Here is a 19,571-nt window from a genome sequence, read left to right on the forward strand (position 1 = left end):
CACACCGCCATCGGAGGCGCTGTTCCCTCAGCCCGCGTTCACAACCTCACGGGGAACTACAGCTAGGTGGCTCGTCCATCTGGCGAACTAACACTGGGAGAGCCTGCAATGGGCCGGCCAAGGAGCCGGACAGGTAAGTCGGCTTCGATTCCTGCATGCCCCTGACGAATGACTCGATAGGCAGGGTGACCGGGTCGTTCAGCGATTGCTTCATCGAAGATCCCGTCTTTCATCACCAACGCGCAGTATTCGTCGACCGCGAACCCATCTCCCAAGATGCCTTCGCCCACCCATTGCAGGTACTTTTCGCGACGCCCCGGTTCTCCGAAGTAGTGCGGGCATGCACTACCGGGGATAAACCCCAGCCCATCGTTCAATGGCGCTAGAGGGCCGAAAGAATCTGTGGAGGAGCTTTCAAACCAACAGTTCATGCCAGCACTGATGCCTGCAAGCACAGTGCCCACGCCGGCAGCCTCTTCCAGAATCTCAGGCAAACCGTGCAGGCGCCAGATAGCAAGAAGGTTGGCTGTGGATCCACCTCCTACGTACACGATGTCCTGGTCTAGGAGGAACCGGGGGTCTGTGTAGCCCCACGGTTGTTGGCAGAATAACGAGAGCACTGAGGTCTCGGCGTATCCGCCAAATGCGGCCTCAAACTTGTGTGCGTAGCTCGACGCGTTTCCGCTAGCTGTCGGGATGAAGCAGACCTTTGGGCGGGATTCTCCCGTGAGTTCCAGAATGTACTTATCGATCGACGTCAGTCCGCTATCAGACATGGAAAACCCGCCACCACCGAGCGCAACGACTGTCCCCTTCATCCATTCCCTCTCAGCACCGATATATTCCCGGCTCATGCCAGCCCTGTTTGTTCCACTGTACGGGTCTTAGGCGGAGGGCTTCAGTTCTATTCCGGTGAAACGATCCTGGGCGCCGGCCCATGAAGAACAACGCCGCAGCACGGACCAGTGTCAGGCTTACCGCAGCGTAGGTTGTGGCTCGGATCACTGGAAACTACAAGCGTGGAAACGAACGGACAGCCAAGAATCACCCGCGCAACCAGGGGCGCCGACAGCGATGATGCAGGCCCATCTCACCCATGGGCTCTCTGTCACGACAGCCAGTGAGGCCACCGAGGGGTCGCGGTGTTCGGGCAAGAGATCGTCCCAGCTCTCATGTGGCTCGTGAGCGTGCTGGTCAGCGGCAGGAATCATAGTGATCTGGGTGGTGGGGCGTCGTCGTCTTGTCTGTGCCAAGACAACCTCCTCAGAGCTGTGCGGAAAACTGCATAGACCTGTTGCTGCTGAGAGCGAGGGCGGACTTGGTCTACGCTGCAAGGTGGTGCTTGAGCTTATCGAGCAGGATTTCAGGCTGTTCCTCCGGGATGAAATGGCCGCAATCACTTATTGGTTCTCCGAAAGCATTCGGAGCGAAAGGCTTCCAAAACTCGACGACGTCTTTGCCTCCTACAAGTCCCTGGGCGCCCCAGAGCACCTGGACCGGGAGGTCAACAGTTCTTCCGGCGTCGAAATCTCCCGCGTCATGGACCAGATCAATGTCTGTGGCCCGGTAATCGTCGAACCCAGAACGCAGCGCCCCGGGCTGAGAGAATGCCTCCACATAGTCGCCAATGACCGGCTCTAGGGCACCGCGCTGCAGGGTCCATCGCTCAAAGAAGAAGCGAAGGTACGCATCAATATGGGGGCCGACCAGCAGCTCCGGGAGATCGTCTTTCATGTGGAAAAGCCAGTGCCAGTATCCATGGGCGGTGTCCATGCTGCCGTGGCGGAACATGTGAAGCGTCGGGGCAATGTCTAGAACTGTGAGATGCGTGAGCACTTCTCCGTGATCAAGTGCGAATCGGTGAGCGACCCTGGCGCCCCGATCATGACCGACAATGCGCACTGAGCTGTAGCCAAGGTGGTTGACCAGCTCCCGAATATCCTGAGCCATCGATTTCTTGTCAAAGCCACCGCGAGGCTTGTCCGTCAGGCCGTATCCGCGCAGATCAGGCGCGACCACGCGGTAGTGCTGAGCCAGGTCAGGAATGACCCGAGCCCAGCACTGAGAGGTTTGGGGCCACCCATGAAGAAGCACCACTAAAGGCTGTGTGCCGCCAGTATCGGTATAGCTCATCTTGATGTCACTGAGTTGTGTGATGCGCCTCATAGAAGCCATCTAACCACATAAGGTGGTTAGTTATAGGGTAGGGAAATGGAAAATTGGTTGTTTATTGGCGGTTTCGCCAGTCTCGACCTGGTCAATACCAAGCGCGATCGTTGGTCCGCAACGCCCCGGGAGACGTTGACGACCCCGGCGAGCATCACGCGGTGGGCTGATGCCCAAGGGTTCGGTCCTCATGCCTTCTGCGCTGGCGACCGTGAACTTGAAGAAGTTCGGCAGTTCCGAGAAGCGCTGTACGCATTGGTGATGTCTCCGAAGGGGCCCGCTCGTTCAGTCGACATCGACTTGATCAATCAGCATGCGTGCTCGTTGCCAGGTGCGCTCCTGCAGAAAGCTCCGCGTGAGCAGGGTGGGGTCGTTACTCGACCTGCCGTCGGGTCAGTGTCCAACCTGTTGACCGTGCTGGCTCATGAATTCATTTGGATGGTGGGGGAGTACGGCACCGGGAAGGTTAAGGAGTGCGAGCACGAACGGTGTGGCCTGGTGTTCGTCGATGCTTCGCGCGGAATGAAGCGGCGCTGGTGCTCAATGCGTCGCTGTGGCAATCGCGCTAAGGTTCAGCGGCATGCGCAGAAGGGCCAGCCCGCTCAGATCCAGGAATGAGTCCATCCTCTCCACGACTGAAGTGGCAGATTAGACGCCTCGTACTGGATTGAGCGCTTCTCTTAACGTATACCGACCAGAAAGCTCTCAGCCTTCGGGTTGGGTGGGCTTGACTTTTTCAGGGGGTACGTCGCTGTCCTGCGTGCCAGCATTGTCGGCCTCCTCCGACTGGGCGGCGCGGTAGGGAATCCTGCCTCCAGCTAAAACCATCTCCATTTGCCGTTGCGAAAGCCGATGACGCAGCTCGATCGGTTCATCACCGACCCGAACCGTCACTGAGTTCCCAGACCGCAGAGCTTGGTGCAGGCCCGAGAAGGAGAGCACATCACCTTGACTGATCTGCTCGGCATCAGCCGGATCGGCGAACTCCAGGGGCAGCACCCCAAAGTTGGCCAGGTTCTGCCAGTGAATTCGGGCGAAGGACTTTGCGACTACCACGCGCAGCCCAAGGTGGCGAGGAGCAATCACCGCGTGCTCCCGTGAGGATCCTTGGCCGTAGTTGTCACCGCCGACGATGGCGTGTCCGCCGTCGTTCTTCGCCGCCCTGGTGGGGTAGGTGTCGTCGATCTGGATATAGACGAATTCGGCGATCTTCGGGATGTTGCTTCTGTAGGGCAGGACCCGTGAACCTGCAGGCATGATCTCATCTGTGGAGACGTTATCCCCCACACTGAGCAGCACCGGAAGCTCAATGTCCTCAGGCAGCGGATCGAAAGTAGGAAGGGACTTGATGTTGGTGCCCTTGACCAGTTCCACCTCACGCGCCTTAGACTCCTCCACCGGCGGGCTCAACATCTCAGTGTTGATGCTGTACTTCTCCGGCAACTCAGGTGAGGGATAGCTCATGTCCAGATCGCGCGGATCGGTGATGCGCCCAGTCAGCGCAGCTGCGGCCGCAGTCTCCGGAGAACACAGCCACACAGAGTCCTCGTCCGTTCCGGAGCGACCTGGGAAGTTGCGCGGCATCGTGCGCAAGCTGTTGCGACCCACTGCCGGGGCCTGGCCCATGCCGATGCAGCCCAGGCAACCGGACTGATGGATGCGAGCCCCAGAACGGATCAACTCAAGTATCCAGCCGCCGCGGGTGAGGTCTTGCAGGATCTCTCGTGACGTGGGGTTGATGTCCAGGGACACTCCGCTGGCGGTCTGACTACCGCGCATAATTTCAGCAACCACAGCGAAATCGCGCAGACCCGGGTTGGCCGAGGAACCCACAACCACTTGGTGTACCTCCTCGTCTGCGACCTCACGCACCGTCACCACGTTGCCAGGAGAGGAGGGTTTGGCAATGAGTGGTTCCAGACTCGACATATCGATGCGCTCCTCGACGTCGTAGGTCGCGCCCTCGTCAGCGAGCAACTCAGTGAAGTCGTCTTCGCGGCCCACAGCTTTCAGGTAGTCGTGGGCGGCGTCGTCCGCTGGGAAAACTGTCGTTGTCGCACCGAGTTCAGCTCCCATGTTCGCGATGACGTGACGGTCCATGGCTGTCAGGTGTGCGAGTCCTTCTCCGTGATACTCAATGATCTTGCCGACTCCGCCTTTGACATCATGGCGGCGCAGCAGCTCAAGGATGACATCCTTAGCGGATACCCAGTCCGGCAGCTCACCCGTGAGTTCGACACCCCAAATCTGTGGCATCTCAACGTAAAGAGGGTCCCCAGCCATCGCCATGGCGATCTCTAGACCACCGGCTCCGATGGCCAGCATTCCCAGCGCACCGGCGGCGCATGTATGCGAGTCGGACCCGATCATCGTGGCACCGGGTCTGCCGAAATGGGCTTGGTGGACCGGATGGGAGACGCCATTGCCCGCTTTCGAAAACCAGAGCCCGTAGCGTTCGGCGGCTGACTGCAGGAACAGGTGGTCTTCAGTGTTCTTCTCGTCCGTCTGCAGAAGGTTGTGATCAACGTACTGGACGGAGAGTTCGGTTTTGATGCGTCCCAGGCCTAACGACTCAAGTTCCAGCATCACCATTGTCCCAGTAGCGTCCTGAGTGAGGGTCTGGTCGATGCTCAGCCCGATTTCGTGACCGGGTTCTGGTGTTCCACTGATCAAGTGCGAGTGAATGAGTTTCTGGGCTACATTGAGTGACATCCCCTACCTCCTGCCTGTCGGCCGTGCTGCTAAACGGGGACGCAGTGGTCGCAGCAGTAAATCTCTCCATGTGCCTTGGTGCCGTGCCCCAAGATCCGACAGCCGCACGTCCCGCAGGTCGGCGCCATAGCGTGCATGGCACACTCGAAGCTGTCGAAGACGCCGCTGCGGCCATTTTGGGTGATAGTCATAGGAGTTTCGTACGTGTTCCCGCAGGTGTCGCAGGGTGCCATGAAGAGCCTCCAATGCTCATTGGCGGTGGCCCTATATGAATGGGCCTCGAACTTCCGAGGGTATGCAGATGAGTTCGCCAGCGTCAATGATTCACTGCTGCGCTGAGAAGCGATGCTATGAAGGTCTCGTGGCCTGGCGACGGTGAGGCCCGCCGCGCGCAGACTTTCCCATGGAGCCGGGAAGGCACGCCCACAGTTTTGCCCACTGCTCGGCAGTGAGGTCCTTTGGCAGAGATTGAGCGTGAACCCCTGCTCGGCCGCATAAATGGCCCACCTCGGATTTAGTCAATCCGCGGATGCGCCTCAGGATCTGCGCTATACGCCGCCCCGGTCCGGTGAACGCTGAATGGATGAATCGCGCATACCGTTTTCGATCAGCCCACGGCACCAGGGGAATCGAGCGCCGGCTCATAGTGAAGATCCCACCGTCAACGCTCGGGGCCGGTGTAAAGGCACGCGCAGGCACTCGGCCTTCCAGCGCGAACTCATAGAACGGCGCCCATTGGGCGGTCATCATGCTCGACCCACCCACTCCTGCACGTCGTCGGGCGACTTCCCATTGCGTGAGAAGAACGGCCTCGTTCCAGTGCTGGTCGTGGAGTAATTTCCGCAGCAGGGCGGTGGTTCAGTGAAACGGCAGATTCCCTACGACGACGTGTGGCTTACGGGGCAGCGGATAGCTGAGGAAATCAGCGGTGACCACTTGGTTCTGCCCTTGAAGCTTGGTTTCCAACGCTCGCGCGAGCCTACAGTGGATTTCCACGGCGGTGAGCGGACGTTCGAGCTTTTGCAAGGGCAGGGTGAGTGCGCCTCGCCCTGGTCCGATCTCCAGGATCGGGCCCTGTGTGCGGCTGACGATATCGATGATCTGAGCGATAGTGCGGTTATCAGTGAGGAAGTTCTGGCCGTGTTCGTGACGGCCGTCGGTGAAGGTATGCAAGGAAGTTCTCCCTGGAATCGTGATGGTTCCAGGCAGGCACAGAAACACTGCGCAGACGCAGATGTGTGGGGTCTGTCCTGTGCCGCCCAGCTTTACGGCTGGTGCGGCGAAGCGCAGGAAGATCTAAGCAGACGCGTGAGATGTGGGCACGGCTTGAGGCGCAGCCGAGGGCATGCGCAGTGCCTTTGGGGTCTTTAGATCAGATGCTCGACGCCGCAGCGTCCATCCAAGGACGCATCGCGGCGAACTTTATTGATGCTCCATTTCCCATGCTGGCATCATAACCGGCCAAGCCGAGGACAAGGAATCCGACCGCCAAATTGGCAGGTTGTCCGACTGCGAGTCCTCAAGCTTTCCCTCGGCCTGAGCAGCATTGCGGAGTTAGCAGTTCAAGAGAACGCGCTGTCCACGTTCTCTACCTCAGGTCGAGCAGCATCGTGTCGGAACTTGCGTTGCGCCCGACGCGGCTGAAGCCTGCCCGCTCGTACTGTCGGCGCGCATCATTGCCGTCCTCAACGCTGAGGCTGATAGCAGGGACGCCGCGGCTGCGCGCCTGGCTTATCAGCTCCGACAGCAGGGAACTGCCGATGCCCAGACCTCGCCATGCGGCGAACGTCGTCATACTCAACTCCGGCGTCTCTGGATCCACGAATCCATACCCCGGATCATCGGCGGAGAAGTGCACCAACCACGCGACAGCTTTCACGACGCCGCCCTCATCGTCAGCGAGCCCAAAGTCCGCTCCGGAAGGGAAGTTCGTAAAGTAGTGAGAGATTTCGGGGCTGGCATCGACGTCGTCGAGAGTGAAACGCGTCCGGCTCCAGTTCATATTTGCCAGCGTGGCTTCACGCAGGATCCACCGGTCGGACCCTAATAGCTGGCGAATCGTCACAGCGGACACATTACCGGTGAGTCTCGAAACGTCACATCCTCGCCAAAAGGTGCTCACCGATATATCGTTAAGTCAGTCCGAACCCATAGTGGGTGCGGCGTTTAGGAGGTTGTGATGACTGATTCAACTCGAGGAGACTCACGCGGCAGGAGCATCTTCGGAGACTGCCGGCCACCCGCAGGGGGCCCCTCAGCTGATATCTGGGACGCCCTGGACCAACTGCGCGGCGCTTTTAAGAACAAATCGGCACCGCGAGCCAGCCGTGGTGACGTACGTGCGGCGGTTCTTTCCCTTCTGGCCGAACGGTCGATGCACGGATACCAGATCATTCACGAGATTGAACAGCGCAGCGGAGGGGCATGGAAGCCCAGCCCTGGCTCGGTATACCCCACGCTCCAGCTTCTGGCCGATGAAGGCCTTATCCATGCTGAGGCAGAAGGTGGACGCAAGACATATTCACTGACGGAAGAAGGCCGTGAAGCTGCAGCCGCAACGGATCAGTTGCCTGCTCAGTGGCAGGGCGCCGATCACCATGGTCATTCGGTCCGGACTTTGTCCAAGGCGGGGATGGAACTGGCTCAAGCAGCAGCGCAGGTCGGCCGCTCCGGGACACCTGACCAGATCAAGCAGGCGGAGCATGAGATCGACCAGGTGCGCCGCAAACTGTATTCCATCCTCGCTCAGGACTGAACGGCGTGCCCGCAACGAGTGACCAGTGGGGTTGCGGCCTCCAGGGCGTCGAGTGAGAGCTTCGGCTAAACCGCTCCGTACCCGGTACCGTCGAATTCTGCGATTCGCTGCACTCCACCTGGCACAGGTGTGGTGGTTCGAGCTGTTCCTGCCCCGACTTGGTCTGGGTCGGCTTTCCGCACCGGGCCGGTCTCGGCGTATGCAGCGTCTGGCTCAGCGTTTTCATGCCCTCGCCGTCGACCTCGGTGGGCTGATGATCAAGGTCGGCCAGTACCTTTCGTCGCGCCTTGATGTGCTGCCTCCGGAGATCACCAAGGAGTTGGAAGGACTGCAGGATGAGGTCACCCCCGTGGCCTTTCCGGACCTCAAGCAGGTCGCAGAGGCAGAACTCGGCGCACCTCTTGAGGGCATCTACGCCTCGATGGACCCGTCCCCCGTAGCGGCCGCCTCACTGGGTCAGGCGCATCGAGCAACACCCACGGACGACGACGCCGAGCTAGCTGGCTTTAATGCCGCGGTGGTGAAGATACAGCGCCCTGGGATTGACGAAATCGTCGATGTGGACCTGGCCGCGCTCCGGAGGGTCGGAAGGTGGCTGTCCAGAATCCGTTTAGTCAGTAGTCGTGTCGACGCACCCGCGCTGGTGGAGGAGTTCGCCACCACCAGCATGGAGGAAATCGACTATCTCCACGAGGCGTCCAATGCAGAACGTTTCGCTGCGAACTTCGCTAAGGATCCGCGGGTCTCCACTCCTGAGGTGATGTGGGAACGCACCACCCGGAAGGTACTCACCCTTGAGGATGTCACCGCGATCAAGATCAATGATGTGGAGAAGCTCAAAGCAGCGGGCATCGACCCCTCAGAAGTTGCCACAGAGTTCGCGAACGTGATGTTCGATCAGCTGTTCGTCCACGGCTTTTTCCATGCCGACCCACACCCTGGAAATATCTTCGTCACCCCGGCGGCGCCCAATCGTGAAGTCCCTGCAGAGGCAGCTCAGGGCCCGCACTGGCACTTGACCTTCATCGATTTCGGCATGATGGGGGAAATCCCGGACACTCTGCGCAAAGGGCTGCGCAGGGTGTTCATCGCCGCGGCCTCGCGAGACGGCAAGGCTCTGGTTGAGGGCATTCAGGACGTAGGCGTTCTGCTCCCATCGGCAGACACTGCCGAACTTGAACGGGCCATGACTCAGCTCTTCGCACGGTTCGGCGGGATGGGCTTCGCAGAGCTGAAAGAAGTAGATCCCCGTGAATTCAGGGAGTTCGCCAATGAGTTCGGCGAGCTGGTGCGCTCGCTGCCGTTCCAGCTGCCGGAGAACTTCCTGCTGATGCTGCGCACAGTGTCCCTCATCTCGGGGGTCTGCAGCACTCTGGATTCTCGGTTCAACATCTGGGACGCCATCGAGCCCTACGCCGAGCAGCTCATCCGTGACCAAACCGGCCCAGCAGTTCAAGACGCGGCGCAAAAGGTCGCGAGCACCGTAGCGACCGCCTATCGGCTGCCGGGCCGGCTTACCGAAGTAGCCGACCGCATTGAAGCCGGACGCATCGCGGTGCGCACCCCTGATCTCGACCGCAGAATCGCCTCCCTAGAACGGGTCGGCCGGCGAGTCATCTCCGCAGTGCTCTTCACAGGACTGGCGATTACTGGAACTCTGCTGGTCACCGACCACAGTGCTATCGGCTACGCGGTGATGGCCGTGTCCCTCATCCCACTTCTGCACTCCGTCTTGCCTGGACGGAGAGGCAAGGGTTAAGTGTCCAAAGTCAGGGCTGTTGGTTCGTGGTGACCGGCTCAGCCGTCTTCGAGTTCGTAGTCAATGTCTGAGGTCCCTTCGGCTGGCTTCACCGTGATGACGACTCGCCGGTTTTGCTGACGGCCCTCATCGGTGTCATTGCTGCCACGCGGGTAGTCCTCACCGAGACCGGAGGTTGACACAGCATCAGCGTCAACACCGGCGTTTTCGACCAGCCAGTCCGCCACAGACTCAGCGCGTAATTCTGAGAGCTCGTAGTTGTCGGCAAAGGTACTGGTCGGAAGGTTGTCGGTGTGCCCTTCGACGTCAATGAGGTAGTCATCATCGCGCAGGGCCATGTCTTCGGCGATGGCCTGAAGCTCTGATTCAGCATCTGGGCGCAGGTCGAACTCGTCACTGTCAAAGAGCACATCGCCTTCAGTGATGTAGGAGACTTCATCGTCACCGTCTGTGCGTTCTGTGTCCTCTGCGCCCTCCAGCTGGTAGGCCTCCAGGATCCCTTGGGGGACAACAACCTGTGGGACCACCAGCTGTGGCGCTACGACTTGGGGCAGCACCATTTGAGGCACAAACCCATCTCCTGCTTCGTGAATGGGACGAGTCTGAATTGACTGGGTTTCAATGCCTTGTACAGTGATTGAGCGCACTGCGATGGGCCGGTGGGCTAGGGGTACGTAGTCGCCGCCATCCAATTCTGATTCATCAGACTGACACGCTTCCTCTTGCCTTATCCCAGGCTCCTCCACCGCACTGACCTGAATCTCTTTCGGGGTCACTTCCGGAAGTACCGTCCCATCTGGCAAATCGACTTCCGGGATAGAGCGGCTTGGAAGCGTGAAGCCCGGCGTATACGCAGGCGAGATTTCCACAGCTGGCAGGCATCCCCCTGGGGCGTCGTACTCGATGATGCAACCGGCCTGACCCACTCGCTCCGGTACGACGATTGACGGCGCACCGGGAATTGTCAGGGTTTCACCACCGACCTCGACCGTCACGTCATCAAGTCCCTCATGCTGTTCTTCTGCGATGACAACATCCTCGAGCCAGGTCACAGTGGCCTCACCGGAATCTTCCGCCTCCACGCAATCGGCGATCTCCACGTTGAGGTGGAATCCGGGGAGGTTGTGGTTCCACCATCACCTTCCTCGGGATCTGCAGGGGGACAGCCCGTCAGGACTAGGGCTACCAACACCGCCATTCCGGATGCAGGGCGCAGAAGCGTCGTCTTCAACGGTGGAGTCGATGCAGCGGCTGTCATCGCGATGCTCCTCGCTGGATTCTCTTGTGCCGGGTGGTCACGCCTAGGAGCCTCACAGCAATGCTCACAACAGTGGCTCTTAATGCAAGGTTCTATCACAAATACGGCTTATAGGGGAGTGACTTCAAGGTCCTCCAATACGTTGCGGACCCGGGCAAGCTTCACAGCAGAGAGCCCGTGCATAGGTGCAGGAAGGTTGGGTCGATCAGTGAGTCTGAAATGTTCGGCGATTGCTGCGACAACCCGAAGGCTGCCGTGTTCAGCAAAGAGGTCCCATAGCGGAGTCAGTCGTTGAGACGCCGCAAGAGCCTCGGTGAGATCTCCGTTCAGAGCTGGTCTGCTAATGCGCTGAGCCAGCTCGGGCAAAGTGCCAGCAATGACGGAGTACCAGGCATCGCAACCTGCAAGCAGCCCAATTGCCGCAGCAGAATCACCTGAAATTCCGATCGTCACATCACCGGGAATGACGGAACGAATCTCTTCAACACGCGCGCGTGCACGCTGGAGATCAGTATCAACCGGTGGGATCTTGATGGAGGCGATCGCTGGCAACGTGGCGATGCGCCCGTAGAGCTCAGTGCTGAAGGTGAAGTGGGTTGTTGTCGGGTTGTCGTAGACGACGACCGGCACTGAAGCAATCTCAGTCACGGCGCGGAACAAGCCATAGACCTCATCCTCAGTTAGGGGTTGATAGCTCATCGGTGCCACCAAGAGTCCGGAGGCACCTGCCTGCTGGGCGTTCTCCACATTGGTGATGACGTCGGAGGTGCGCAGCGACCCCACTCCTACGATCACGGGCACGTTCTTCGCATGAGTCACCGCCAGTTCTGCAACGCGGGCACGCTCTGCTGGTGATAGGTAGGCATAGGACCCGGTTGAACCTAGGGCGGTGATTGAGTCGACGCCCGCTGAGGTGAGACGTTCTATGAGGCGAACGAAACCTGCCTCATCGACGGCGTCATCCTTGATGGGGGTCAGGGGGAATGCGCTGAGGCCTGTGAACATTACAACTCACTTTCGGGACGTGGATGTCGGACAGATTTATTCGTCGCAGGCGCAATGGGCGAAGACCCGGTCTCCAGGAGAGCATGGTCACGGCGTCCGTGGCGTTGGGCGGCCGCTCCGGCAACGACCACTAGGACTATTCCTAGAGTTTGGATGGTGCTCGGGAACTGTGTCAGCACAATCAGTCCCAAAAGCAGGGCTACTGCGGGCTCAAGGGCCATAAGCGAGCCGAAGGCGGTGGCGGTCATTTTTCGCAGTGCTGCGAGTTCGAGAATGAACTGAGCCACCGGAGCCAACAGAGCCAGCCCCAGAGCGAGAAGGAGTATCTGAAAATCGATATTGGGCGCAGCCTGGGGAACCCCCATGATTGCAGCGACGACTGCCGCAATCGGCAGAATAATGGAGAGCACTCCGGAGCCGGTGAACCGGTCGCCTACCTTCTGTAGAAGGACGATGTAGGCACCCCACCCGGCACCAGCAAGAAGCGCGAAGCCCACGCCGGGAAGGTTGATATCGCCTTGCCACGGTTCGGTAAGGAGTACGACTCCGCACAGGGCAAGAAGCGGCCAGGTCAAAGCACGCAGACTTCCGCTTCGCATCGCGGCGACGCTCAGGGGGCCGAGGAATTCGATAGCCACCGCAGTGCCCAAGGGAATCCGTTCGATTGAGGCCAAGAAAGCAACCGTCGTCAGTCCCATGGCAGCTCCCAGTGCTAAGAGCACCGGGACATCGCGGCGTCGAATGGACCGCAGCGGTGGGGGAGCTATCAGTATCAGAAGCACGGCGCCCAGGCTCAGTCTCAGCCAAGCGGCCCCCGCTGGGCCGACACTTTCGATCAGCCCTACTGAGAGGGCGGAACTCAATTGGATGGCGAAGATGGCCACGACCGCCAGTAACCATGGTGGGCCTGGAATCCGGATGAAGAGTTTCGAGGTCACACGCTGATCCCGGTGGCGTTCTCTGCGGTGATCACCCGATGTGCTGATCGCAGGCCGGGGCTGAATGCCCTGAGGTGCCTCACTAAGTCTTCTGCCGCTGCAAGGAGATCCTTGTTACCGACCGGGCTGAGCGCGTCCATGATGAACAGTGCCTGGGTTGTCTCATCGGTGAGCTGCGTGCGTGAGCCCTGCCGCCAGTTCCACCGTCGGCACGTGCCACCCAGGTCATCGCACCAGATCACTTCGCCGGGCTTCGGGTATTCGGTAATGACCTCGCCTCCGGACTTCACGTCGAACGGTTCATCGCCTTTGGCGCGCACCAGCCGTGGCGCTCCGGTGTAACCGTTCAGGTCCTCACCACCCAGCGGGATCTGGTGCAGAACCGAGATGGCGTTGTAGATGTCGGTCAGTCGGTTCACGCGTGGGAGTCCTGACTCAGTGCGGAGGGTCAGAGCTTCAAGACTGTTGCGGGTTCGTTTCGGTTTCGCACCGAAAGCACGGTGAGCCTCCCGCCAGGACGCGATATGCTCCCATTCCTCAACGCGCTGCTCCTGCTGCAGAGCGGCACCGAACTCTTCTGCTCGGTGCACGAGTTTCTCGCTGGCGGCATCGGAGGCTCCGGGAGCAATCCCGTCGGCGACGAGCAGTAGTGCTGTGTAGTCGGGGCGAAGCGTAAAGACCTCTTCGTCAACATGCGCGGCAGTGAGAAAGCTCTTGAGGTCAGTCAGTTCAGGCACGAATGGTCTCCTTGCGTGGTGTGGCTGTCAGGCCGGGTTCGAAGACGGTCAGAGTGAATCGGGCTGGTATGTGATGAGGGTTGGCATAGGAATGCGGGATGTCACCAGGGAAATTCAGTGCATCACCAGTGGTGAGTGTGTGGATTTCGCCTTGGACATCGACCTCCATTGACCCCTCCAGCACCTGGAGCAATTCCTTGGTGCCCGGAGTGTGGCCAGTGCTCGAATGGGTATCATTCGGGCCGAGGCTCCAATCCCACAGTTCCACGACGTTGGGAGGGCCCACCGATGTCATCAGTACGCCACGTCCGCCTGCCTCCCCGGACCAGAGCAGTGCCCCTTCACCTTTTCGGGTCACCCTGGCACCGCGAACCGCAGGAGGCTCCACGAGTTCGGGCAGTCCCACACCCAATGCTTCGCTGAGTTTCAGCAGGGTTCCCACGCTTGGGTTGGCCGTCCCCTGCTCGACATTGATCAGCATTCTGCGACTTAGACCTGACGCCTGCGCTAAGTGGTCAAGGGTCCATCCACGTGTGGTGCGATGTTCGCGCACCCGTAGTCCGATGGCTGTCGATAAAGTGCTCTGATACTCATCCATGTGAGCAGTATAGTGCACTAATTGGGGTCAGTTAGTGCACTTTTGGGGGCAGCGTCGTGCTGTTTTAGTCCGTTTCAGGCAGTACGCCTCCGTACCAGTGAGTAATCAGGGCGTGGGAGATTGATGATCTGGACGGCAGCGTGACAGTGCCGTTTGTGACGGCGTCGCGGAGTTGTTCGCGGGTGAACCAGCGGACCTCGCGGATCTCGTCCTGGTCAGCGGTCGCGCAGGAATCGCTGGTGTGAGCCAGGAATCCCAGCATGAGCGAGCGGGGGAAAGGCCACGCCTGAGAGCTGATGTACTCGACGTGGTCTACGACGACGCCGGCTTCCTCTTTCACCTCACGCACTATGGCGCTCTCCAGGGATTCGCCAGCCTCTACGAACCCAGCGAATGTGGAGTAGCGGTGAGTCTCCCACCGCACGGCCGAGCCCAGGAGAAGGCAGTCATCGGCGCCAATCACTGCCGTGATGACTGCCGGATCAGTGCGGGGAAAGTGCACTGTGGTGCATTGCAGGCAGCCCCGCGCCCAGCCTGAGCTGAGTGTTTCCGTGGCACCGCCGCAGGCTGCGCAGAATGCGGAGGAAGCGTGCCAGGCGGTGAGGGCGGTGGCATGAGTGAGCAGTTCAGCTTGGACGGCCGGCAGCAGGCTGCCTACGCTGCGCAGGCTTTCCCAGGGGGTCGCCTGAGGTGAAGAATCGTGACCATTATCTGCGTGTGAGTTCTCGGTCGGTACTGCTACGACGTGGCCAGGTGCGGTGCCGTCGGGGAAGGTGCCGGAGTCCTGGTCGCTGATTTCACCAATGTAGATGGCGTTGACCGGCAGCGCCCCCTGAGGTGCGCTCAGCAAGAGGTGTGGTTCCGTGCCGGATTGAGCCTCGTTCGGCGAACCGGCGTCGGCGTCAAGAGGCGCTTTGCCTCGGTCGATGCGCAGCACGCGGGTGCTCGGCAGTGCCCATACGCGGCTCAGCCAATCACTGTCTTGGCGATCCTGGTCATGGCGGTCCAGCCGGGGCGCGGTGAGGGTGCGGGCACGGAGGCGAGAATCAGGCGACACCGCCACACAGTACCGCGCCGACCTGAGCAAAGCGGGCTTGAAGAGGGTCGCGAACCTTAGGGGGTGAGCAGCGCTCGGTCGAGATCGTCGATCAAATGCTCGACATCCTCGATCCCCACCGACAGCCGCACGAGATCTCGGGGTGGTGCCTGGGGTGTGCCCGCGGTGGAGCCATGCGTCATGGTGGCCGGGTGGGAGATCAAGGATTCCACGCCCCCCAAGCTGACTGAGAGACCGAAGAGTCGCGTGGATTCAGCGACGACGCGTGCAGCGGCCTCGCCACCGGTCACGCGCAGGGTCACCAGTCCTCCGAATCCGGACATTTGCTGCGCTGCGATGTGGTGAGTGCTGTGTTCCGGCAGGCCGGGGTAGAAAACCTGTTCGACCCGTGGGTGGGTGGTGAGCCAGTCTGCGATGCACGCGGCATTCTCACAGTGCTGACGGATGCGCACTCCCAACGTTTTGAGCCCTCGGGCCGCAAGAAATGAGTCCTGAGGACCCGCGACCGCCCCGACGGCGAACTGCTGGAAGCCCACCAGGTCCTGAAGCGGCTGATCTTCCCACACAGCATTACCGACGACGACGGCTCCGCCGAGCACATCTGAGTGGCCACCTATGTATTTAGTGGTCGAATGCACCACCGCATCGGCGCCCAAACTCAGGGGAGTCTGCAACGCGGGAGAGGCGAAGGTGTTATCCACTACGCACAAGACACCGTAGGCGTGGGCGATCCGGGTCCATTCCGCGATGTCCAGTACCGTCAGGAGCGGGTTGGTAGGTGTCTCCACCCAGAGCACCTTGGCGCTGTGATCTGCAGTAAGGGCGCGTTCCAGCTCTCCGGGGTCCTGCGGGTCCACGAACACTGTCCGGACTCCCCATCGGGAATAGACATGGGTGAGGAGACGGTGTGTGCCTCCGTAGCTCTCAGCGGCGGCGATGACTGTATGCCCAGGACGCAGTACTGCCCTGAGTAGAGCGTCTTCGGCAGCCATCCCGGAGGCGAATGCGAACGCTGCCGTACTGTTCTCCAGCGCCGCGAGCTGTGTCTCAAACGCGTTGCGCGTGGGATTGCCGCCGCGCGAGTACTCATACCCGTTCTTCAGGGTCTCGACCCCATGCTGAGTGAAGGTGGAGGTCTGGTAGATCGGAGGTACCACGGCCCCGGTCAGCGGGTCGGGTTCCTGGCCGGCGTGTACTGCATCCGTCGCGAAACCCGGACGGATCCTGAGATCTGGTCGCGCCGTCGTTCTCGCTGTTTTCGTGCGCAGGCTCATACCAGGGCCTCCTTCTTCAACCGCGAAGCGGCGTCGTCGTCAGATCCCCATCCACTGGCGGCGAAGGCCTGCTGGAGATCACTCCACAGGTCCTCGACGTTCTCCCGCCCCACAGAGAAGCGGACTGTCTGCTCAGTGATTTCACCGGCGGCTCTCAGCTCGGGGCTGAGCCGGCAATGGGTCATCGACGCCGGGTGGGCGACCATCGAGCGGGCGTCACCGATGTTCGCGGCCAGTTTGAAAAGCGTGAGCGAATCGATGAACCGCTCCACAACTGTGGGCCCGCCTGCCAGCTCAATGGACAGCACCGCGCCAGTGCCCCGAGGAAAGTCGCGCTTGGCGAGTGCGGCATTAGGGTCTCCGCGGAGGCTGGGGTGGCGGACACGGTGCACAGCTGAATGGTTCGAGAGCCGTTCGGACAGCGTCTCGGCGTTGCGACAGTGCCGGTCCAGGCGCACATCAAGGGTTTCGATCCCCTCCAGGACCTGCTGGGCGCTCCACGGCGCTAAGCAGGGGCCGAAGTCATGCAAGTACTTGGCGCGGATCAGATGAAGCACCGCGCCGTGCTCGCCATAGCGCTCCACCAACGGCGTATCACCAAAACGGGCCGTCGCGGCGGTGAACTGCGGCCATTTGTGCGGTTGATCGGTGGGGGAGAAGCTCCCCGCGTCGACGACGACGCCGGCAAGCGCGGTGCCATTTCCGGACAGGTACTTGGTGGCCGAGTGAATGACGAAGTCCGCACCCAGCTTGGCAGGCTGCACTAGGTAAGGGCTGGCGAGTGTGTTGTCCACGATCAGCGGGATCTGCGCGGTGCGGGCGATCCGAGCCAGGGCGGGAATATCGGGAAGGTCAGCGTGCGGATTGCCGATGGACTCCACAAGGCAGGCACGTGTTCGCTCTGTGACAGCATCGGCCCAAGCCTGGGGCTGATGTGGGTCGACCCAGGAGACACTGATGCCGGCCTCCGCCAAGGAATCGTTGAGCAAGTCCGCGGTGCCGCCGTAGATCTTGGCGGAGGCCACTACATGCCCGGCGGGGATATCCACGTGAGCGCGACCGTCGGGGCTCTGACCGGAACGCCCTGCCAGGGCTAAGAGAGTCAGAGCGATGGCGGCTTGCCCTGATGCGACAGCGACGGCGCCGACACCGGCTTCGAGCTCCGCCACGCGCCGCTCCAACAGCGCCACGGTGGGACTGCCAGTACGGGAATAGGTGAAGGCTGCCTCACGCTGGGCGAAGGCTTCACGGGCATCGCGGAGGCTGGTGAAGTCATAGGCCGCGGAGAGATAGACCGGTGGTTGCACTGGCCGTAGGTCTGAATCTGAGTTCAGTCCGGCGTGAATCTGCGCTGTAGCGCTACAGTCCGGCTTTCGCAGTGATGGCATACATTCCCCTGCCGTTGGGGCGATGCGGGCGAGCCGCGATCGCGCCGTGCTTACCAGCGAACATCGTGAACGCCGGTCGGATCGTCATCTGGGGCACCCCGTCACAGCGGAAGGGTTGCCGACCGGCCAGCCAGAGCTTTGATGAACCGGTACTCGTGATCCCTCTGAACATAATAACCCAGGACGCAAATGCTCACACCCAGATGGCAGTTTCTATGCCGGTCCTTCACATCGCGTCACAAAGCTTCTGGGTTGAGCGGATGAATCAGTATGTTCATCGTATGAGTCCTTCACACCTTCGCCTGGGCGTCCCCGTGCTCGCAGCTTCACTCGCCCTTGTCGCGTGCGGCGGTAATGCCGATACCGAGGGCGAACCGGAATCCGGCGGTACCCTGACGTACCTCGAACACCAGCCGTATGACACCCTCTACCCGCCAGCGGCGGGCTTCTACCCCAATGGGGCGGTCATCAATAACATCGCTGACCGGCTGCTCTGGCAGGACCCCGAGACGCTGGAGCTGCACCCCTGGATCGCCACCGACCTTCCCGAGGTGAACGACGACGCCACCGAATTCACCTTCACTATCCGGGACGACGTCACGTACTCAGACGGAACGGAACTCACGGCCGAAAACGTGGTCAAGAACTTTGACCTCTACGGTCAAGGTGACTCTGACCGCACCCTGTCAGTCTCCGAGGCGATCAACAACTATGACTACGGCGAGGTCATTGACGAGACCACTGTTCGGTTCCATTTCACCGAACCGGCCCCTGGCTTCGCTCAGGCGGCCTCGACCATCAACTCCGGGCTGCTCTCTGACGAGACGCTTGACCACACACAGGAGGACTTCGGTCCGGGGAACGCGACGACCATCATTGGTTCCGGCCCCTTCGTTGTCGCAGAAGAAGAACTGGGCACCGAGTACACCCTGGAGGCCCGCGAAGACTACGACTGGGCACCGGAAGAACACGACCACCAGGGGCCCGCACAGATTGACGCAGTCCAGGTGATTGTCACCCCGGAGGACAGCGTACGCATCGGGTCTCTGGTGTCCGGTCAAGCAGACGTGGCCCGTCAGATCGAAGCTCAGGACGAAGAGCAGTTGGAGAACTCCGGCGCGTCGATCGAGGCCTATGGCACCAAATCGGTGAACAACGGCTTCAACTTCCGCATCGGTCACCCCATTTTGGAGGACCTGGAGACTCGCCAGGCCATCATTCACGCGGTGGACCGTGAAGCGGTCTTGGAAAACCTCTTTACAGATTCCTACCCGTTGGCGACCTCCCCGCTGGCCTCCGACGCCTTGGGCTACTCGGACCAGTCAGAACATTATGAGTATGACCCTGATCGGGCGATCGAATTACTTGAGGAAGCTGGCTGGGAGGAAGGCCCCGACGGGATTCGCGAACGCGACGGCGAGCGCCTACAGCTGACCGTCAACGAGGCACATCCGCAGCCTCGCTCGGCAGAACTGGTGACGGTGGTGGCCCAGCAGCTGCGAGAGGTGGGGATCGAGCTTGAGCTGCTTTCGGGTGACCGTGCGCAGCAGAATGAGGAGGCCCAAGACCCAGAGCTGGTCCAGATCTTCCACTCGATGGTCGGCCGGGCGGATTACGACGTCATCAAGAGTCAGTACCACTCCGAGAACCGCAACGTTCTGCTCAACGGTTACGACGAGGACGTGACAGACCCGGAGCTGGAATCGCTCCTGGAAGACATCGCCTCGCTGCCGAATGAGGCTGATCGTGTGGTGGCCAGTGAGCAGGCTCAGCAATATCTGGCGGAGAACGCCTATGTGCTGCCCTTCTTTGAAGAGCCGCAGGTCTATGGCGTTCAACCACATGTCCTCGGGTTCGAGACAGAATCCGTGGCACGGCCAAGCTTCTACGGCGTCTCGCTGGACGACTGAGATCCCACTCCTTG

16 protein-coding genes, 1 pseudogene and 1 riboswitch are annotated in these 19,571 nt (G+C 60.6%); of the genes and pseudogenes, 4 read left to right on the forward strand and 13 right to left on the reverse strand.

From position 1 onward, the window contains the following. Positions 1 to 62 precede the first annotated feature (62 nt). On the reverse strand, positions 63 to 854 hold the full coding sequence (locus FEF26_RS11110) for a Type 1 glutamine amidotransferase-like domain-containing protein (protein WP_243730541.1): 792 nt from the start codon (positions 852 to 854) through the stop codon (positions 63 to 65). Positions 855 to 1,323: 469 nt separating this feature from the next. Beyond that, on the reverse strand, positions 1,324 to 2,175 hold the full coding sequence (locus FEF26_RS11115; protein ID WP_208012905.1) for an alpha/beta fold hydrolase: 852 nt from the start codon (positions 2,173 to 2,175) through the stop codon (positions 1,324 to 1,326). Positions 2,176 to 2,211: 36 nt separating this feature from the next. Here FEF26_RS11115 and FEF26_RS11120 point away from each other — a divergent pair, with 36 nt between their 5' ends. Further along, a complete protein-coding gene (locus FEF26_RS11120; RefSeq protein WP_138253612.1) occupies positions 2,212 to 2,784 on the forward strand; it encodes a CGNR zinc finger domain-containing protein in 573 nt (190 codons plus the stop codon). Positions 2,785 to 2,871: 87 nt separating this feature from the next. Here the strand turns inward: FEF26_RS11120 and FEF26_RS11125 are convergent, their stop codons facing one another. The 3 genes and pseudogenes from FEF26_RS11125 to FEF26_RS11140 form a co-directional block, all read right to left on the reverse strand. Continuing rightward, on the reverse strand, positions 2,872 to 4,878 hold the full coding sequence (locus FEF26_RS11125) for an aconitate hydratase (protein WP_138253613.1): 2,007 nt from the start codon (positions 4,876 to 4,878) through the stop codon (positions 2,872 to 2,874). Between the two features lie 348 nt (positions 4,879 to 5,226). Then, positions 5,227 to 6,051: pseudogene (gene erm / locus FEF26_RS11135) on the reverse strand (23S ribosomal RNA methyltransferase Erm). A 415-nt stretch (positions 6,052 to 6,466) separates the two neighbouring features. Beyond that, a complete protein-coding gene (locus FEF26_RS11140; protein WP_243730542.1) occupies positions 6,467 to 6,943 on the reverse strand; it encodes a GNAT family N-acetyltransferase in 477 nt (158 codons plus the stop codon). Between the two features lie 114 nt (positions 6,944 to 7,057). On the opposite strand from FEF26_RS11140, the gene FEF26_RS11145 reads away from it, so the two are divergent. Together FEF26_RS11145 and FEF26_RS11150 are read left to right on the forward strand one after the other, a co-directional pair. After that, positions 7,058 to 7,633: a PadR family transcriptional regulator gene (locus FEF26_RS11145; protein WP_138253615.1), complete on the forward strand. Its 576-nt coding sequence runs from the start codon at positions 7,058 to 7,060 to the stop codon at positions 7,631 to 7,633. A 52-nt stretch (positions 7,634 to 7,685) separates the two neighbouring features. Then, positions 7,686 to 9,392, forward strand: coding sequence for an ABC1 kinase family protein (locus FEF26_RS11150; RefSeq protein ID WP_243730543.1), 1,707 nt, complete (start codon positions 7,686 to 7,688; stop codon positions 9,390 to 9,392). A gap of 38 nt (positions 9,393 to 9,430) precedes the next feature. On the opposite strand, the gene FEF26_RS11155 is transcribed toward FEF26_RS11150, so the two are convergent. The 8 genes from FEF26_RS11155 to FEF26_RS11190 all read right to left on the reverse strand — a co-directional run bounded on the left by FEF26_RS11155 (position 9,431) and on the right by FEF26_RS11190 (position 17,647). After that, positions 9,431 to 10,492 (reverse strand): OmpA family protein, encoded by a 1,062-nt coding sequence (locus FEF26_RS11155; protein ID WP_138253616.1) that lies wholly within the window; start codon positions 10,490 to 10,492, stop codon positions 9,431 to 9,433. A gap of 266 nt (positions 10,493 to 10,758) precedes the next feature. Then, the gene (locus FEF26_RS11160; protein ID WP_138253617.1) at positions 10,759 to 11,655 is read right to left on the reverse strand and encodes a dihydrodipicolinate synthase family protein; all 897 of its coding nucleotides are present in this window, start codon (positions 11,653 to 11,655) and stop codon (positions 10,759 to 10,761) included. Then, positions 11,655 to 12,593 (reverse strand): EamA family transporter, encoded by a 939-nt coding sequence (locus FEF26_RS11165; RefSeq protein WP_243730544.1) that lies wholly within the window; start codon positions 12,591 to 12,593, stop codon positions 11,655 to 11,657. Before FEF26_RS11165 ends, FEF26_RS11160 begins: the two co-directional genes overlap by 1 nt. Then, positions 12,590 to 13,330, reverse strand: a complete 741-nt coding sequence (locus FEF26_RS11170; RefSeq protein WP_138253618.1) for a B3/B4 domain-containing protein — start codon at positions 13,328 to 13,330, stop codon at positions 12,590 to 12,592. The genes FEF26_RS11165 and FEF26_RS11170 overlap by 4 nt, the downstream gene beginning before the upstream one ends. After that, on the reverse strand, positions 13,323 to 13,928 hold the full coding sequence (locus tag FEF26_RS11175) for a helix-turn-helix domain-containing protein (protein ID WP_138253619.1): 606 nt from the start codon (positions 13,926 to 13,928) through the stop codon (positions 13,323 to 13,325). Before FEF26_RS11175 ends, FEF26_RS11170 begins: the two co-directional genes overlap by 8 nt. Positions 13,929 to 13,992: 64 nt before the next feature. Beyond that, entirely contained in the window at positions 13,993 to 14,985 is a 993-nt protein-coding gene (nudC, locus tag FEF26_RS11180; RefSeq protein ID WP_166433004.1) for an NAD(+) diphosphatase, read from the reverse strand. Between the two features lie 56 nt (positions 14,986 to 15,041). After that, positions 15,042 to 16,259 carry a cystathionine gamma-synthase gene (locus FEF26_RS11185; protein WP_138253621.1) on the reverse strand — a complete coding sequence of 406 codons (1,218 nt, stop codon included), beginning with the start codon at positions 16,257 to 16,259 and terminating at the stop codon, positions 15,042 to 15,044. After that, entirely contained in the window at positions 16,256 to 17,647 is a 1,392-nt protein-coding gene (locus FEF26_RS11190; RefSeq protein WP_138253622.1) for an O-acetylhomoserine aminocarboxypropyltransferase/cysteine synthase family protein, read from the reverse strand. The genes FEF26_RS11185 and FEF26_RS11190 overlap by 4 nt, the downstream gene beginning before the upstream one ends. Before the next feature lie 41 nt (positions 17,648 to 17,688). After that, a riboswitch (SAM riboswitch) is annotated at positions 17,689 to 17,808 on the reverse strand. A 120-nt stretch (positions 17,809 to 17,928) separates the two neighbouring features. Between FEF26_RS11190 and FEF26_RS11195 the strand changes: the two genes are divergently transcribed. Then, on the forward strand, positions 17,929 to 19,557 hold the full coding sequence (locus FEF26_RS11195; RefSeq protein WP_138253623.1) for a TIGR04028 family ABC transporter substrate-binding protein: 1,629 nt from the start codon (positions 17,929 to 17,931) through the stop codon (positions 19,555 to 19,557). Positions 19,558 to 19,571: the final 14 nt, after the last annotated feature.

Origin of the sequence: Nesterenkonia salmonea (genome assembly GCF_005771525.1) — a bacterium.
GTDB classification, from domain to species: domain Bacteria; phylum Actinomycetota; class Actinomycetes; order Actinomycetales; family Micrococcaceae; genus Nesterenkonia; species Nesterenkonia salmonea.

What these genes read in the sequence shown, in the direction of transcription:
- FEF26_RS11195 (WP_138253623.1), top strand. Translation starts at nt 17,929, where the DNA reads ATGAGTCCTTCACACCTTCGCCTGGGCGTCCCCGTGCTCGCAGCTTCA.
- FEF26_RS11115 (WP_208012905.1), bottom strand. Translation starts at nt 2,175, where the DNA reads ATGGCTTCTATGAGGCGCATCACACAACTCAGTGACATCAAGATGAGC.
- FEF26_RS11160 (WP_138253617.1), bottom strand. Translation starts at nt 11,655, where the DNA reads ATGTTCACAGGCCTCAGCGCATTCCCCCTGACCCCCATCAAGGATGAC.
- FEF26_RS11185 (WP_138253621.1), bottom strand. Translation starts at nt 16,259, where the DNA reads ATGAGCCTGCGCACGAAAACAGCGAGAACGACGGCGCGACCAGATCTC.
- FEF26_RS11175 (WP_138253619.1), bottom strand. Translation starts at nt 13,928, where the DNA reads ATGGATGAGTATCAGAGCACTTTATCGACAGCCATCGGACTACGGGTG.
- FEF26_RS11120 (WP_138253612.1), top strand. Translation starts at nt 2,212, where the DNA reads ATGGAAAATTGGTTGTTTATTGGCGGTTTCGCCAGTCTCGACCTGGTC.
- FEF26_RS11145 (WP_138253615.1), top strand. Translation starts at nt 7,058, where the DNA reads ATGACTGATTCAACTCGAGGAGACTCACGCGGCAGGAGCATCTTCGGA.
- FEF26_RS11190 (WP_138253622.1), bottom strand. Translation starts at nt 17,647, where the DNA reads ATGCCATCACTGCGAAAGCCGGACTGTAGCGCTACAGCGCAGATTCAC.
- FEF26_RS11125 (WP_138253613.1), bottom strand. Translation starts at nt 4,878, where the DNA reads ATGTCACTCAATGTAGCCCAGAAACTCATTCACTCGCACTTGATCAGT.
- FEF26_RS11110 (WP_243730541.1), bottom strand. Translation starts at nt 854, where the DNA reads ATGAGCCGGGAATATATCGGTGCTGAGAGGGAATGGATGAAGGGGACA.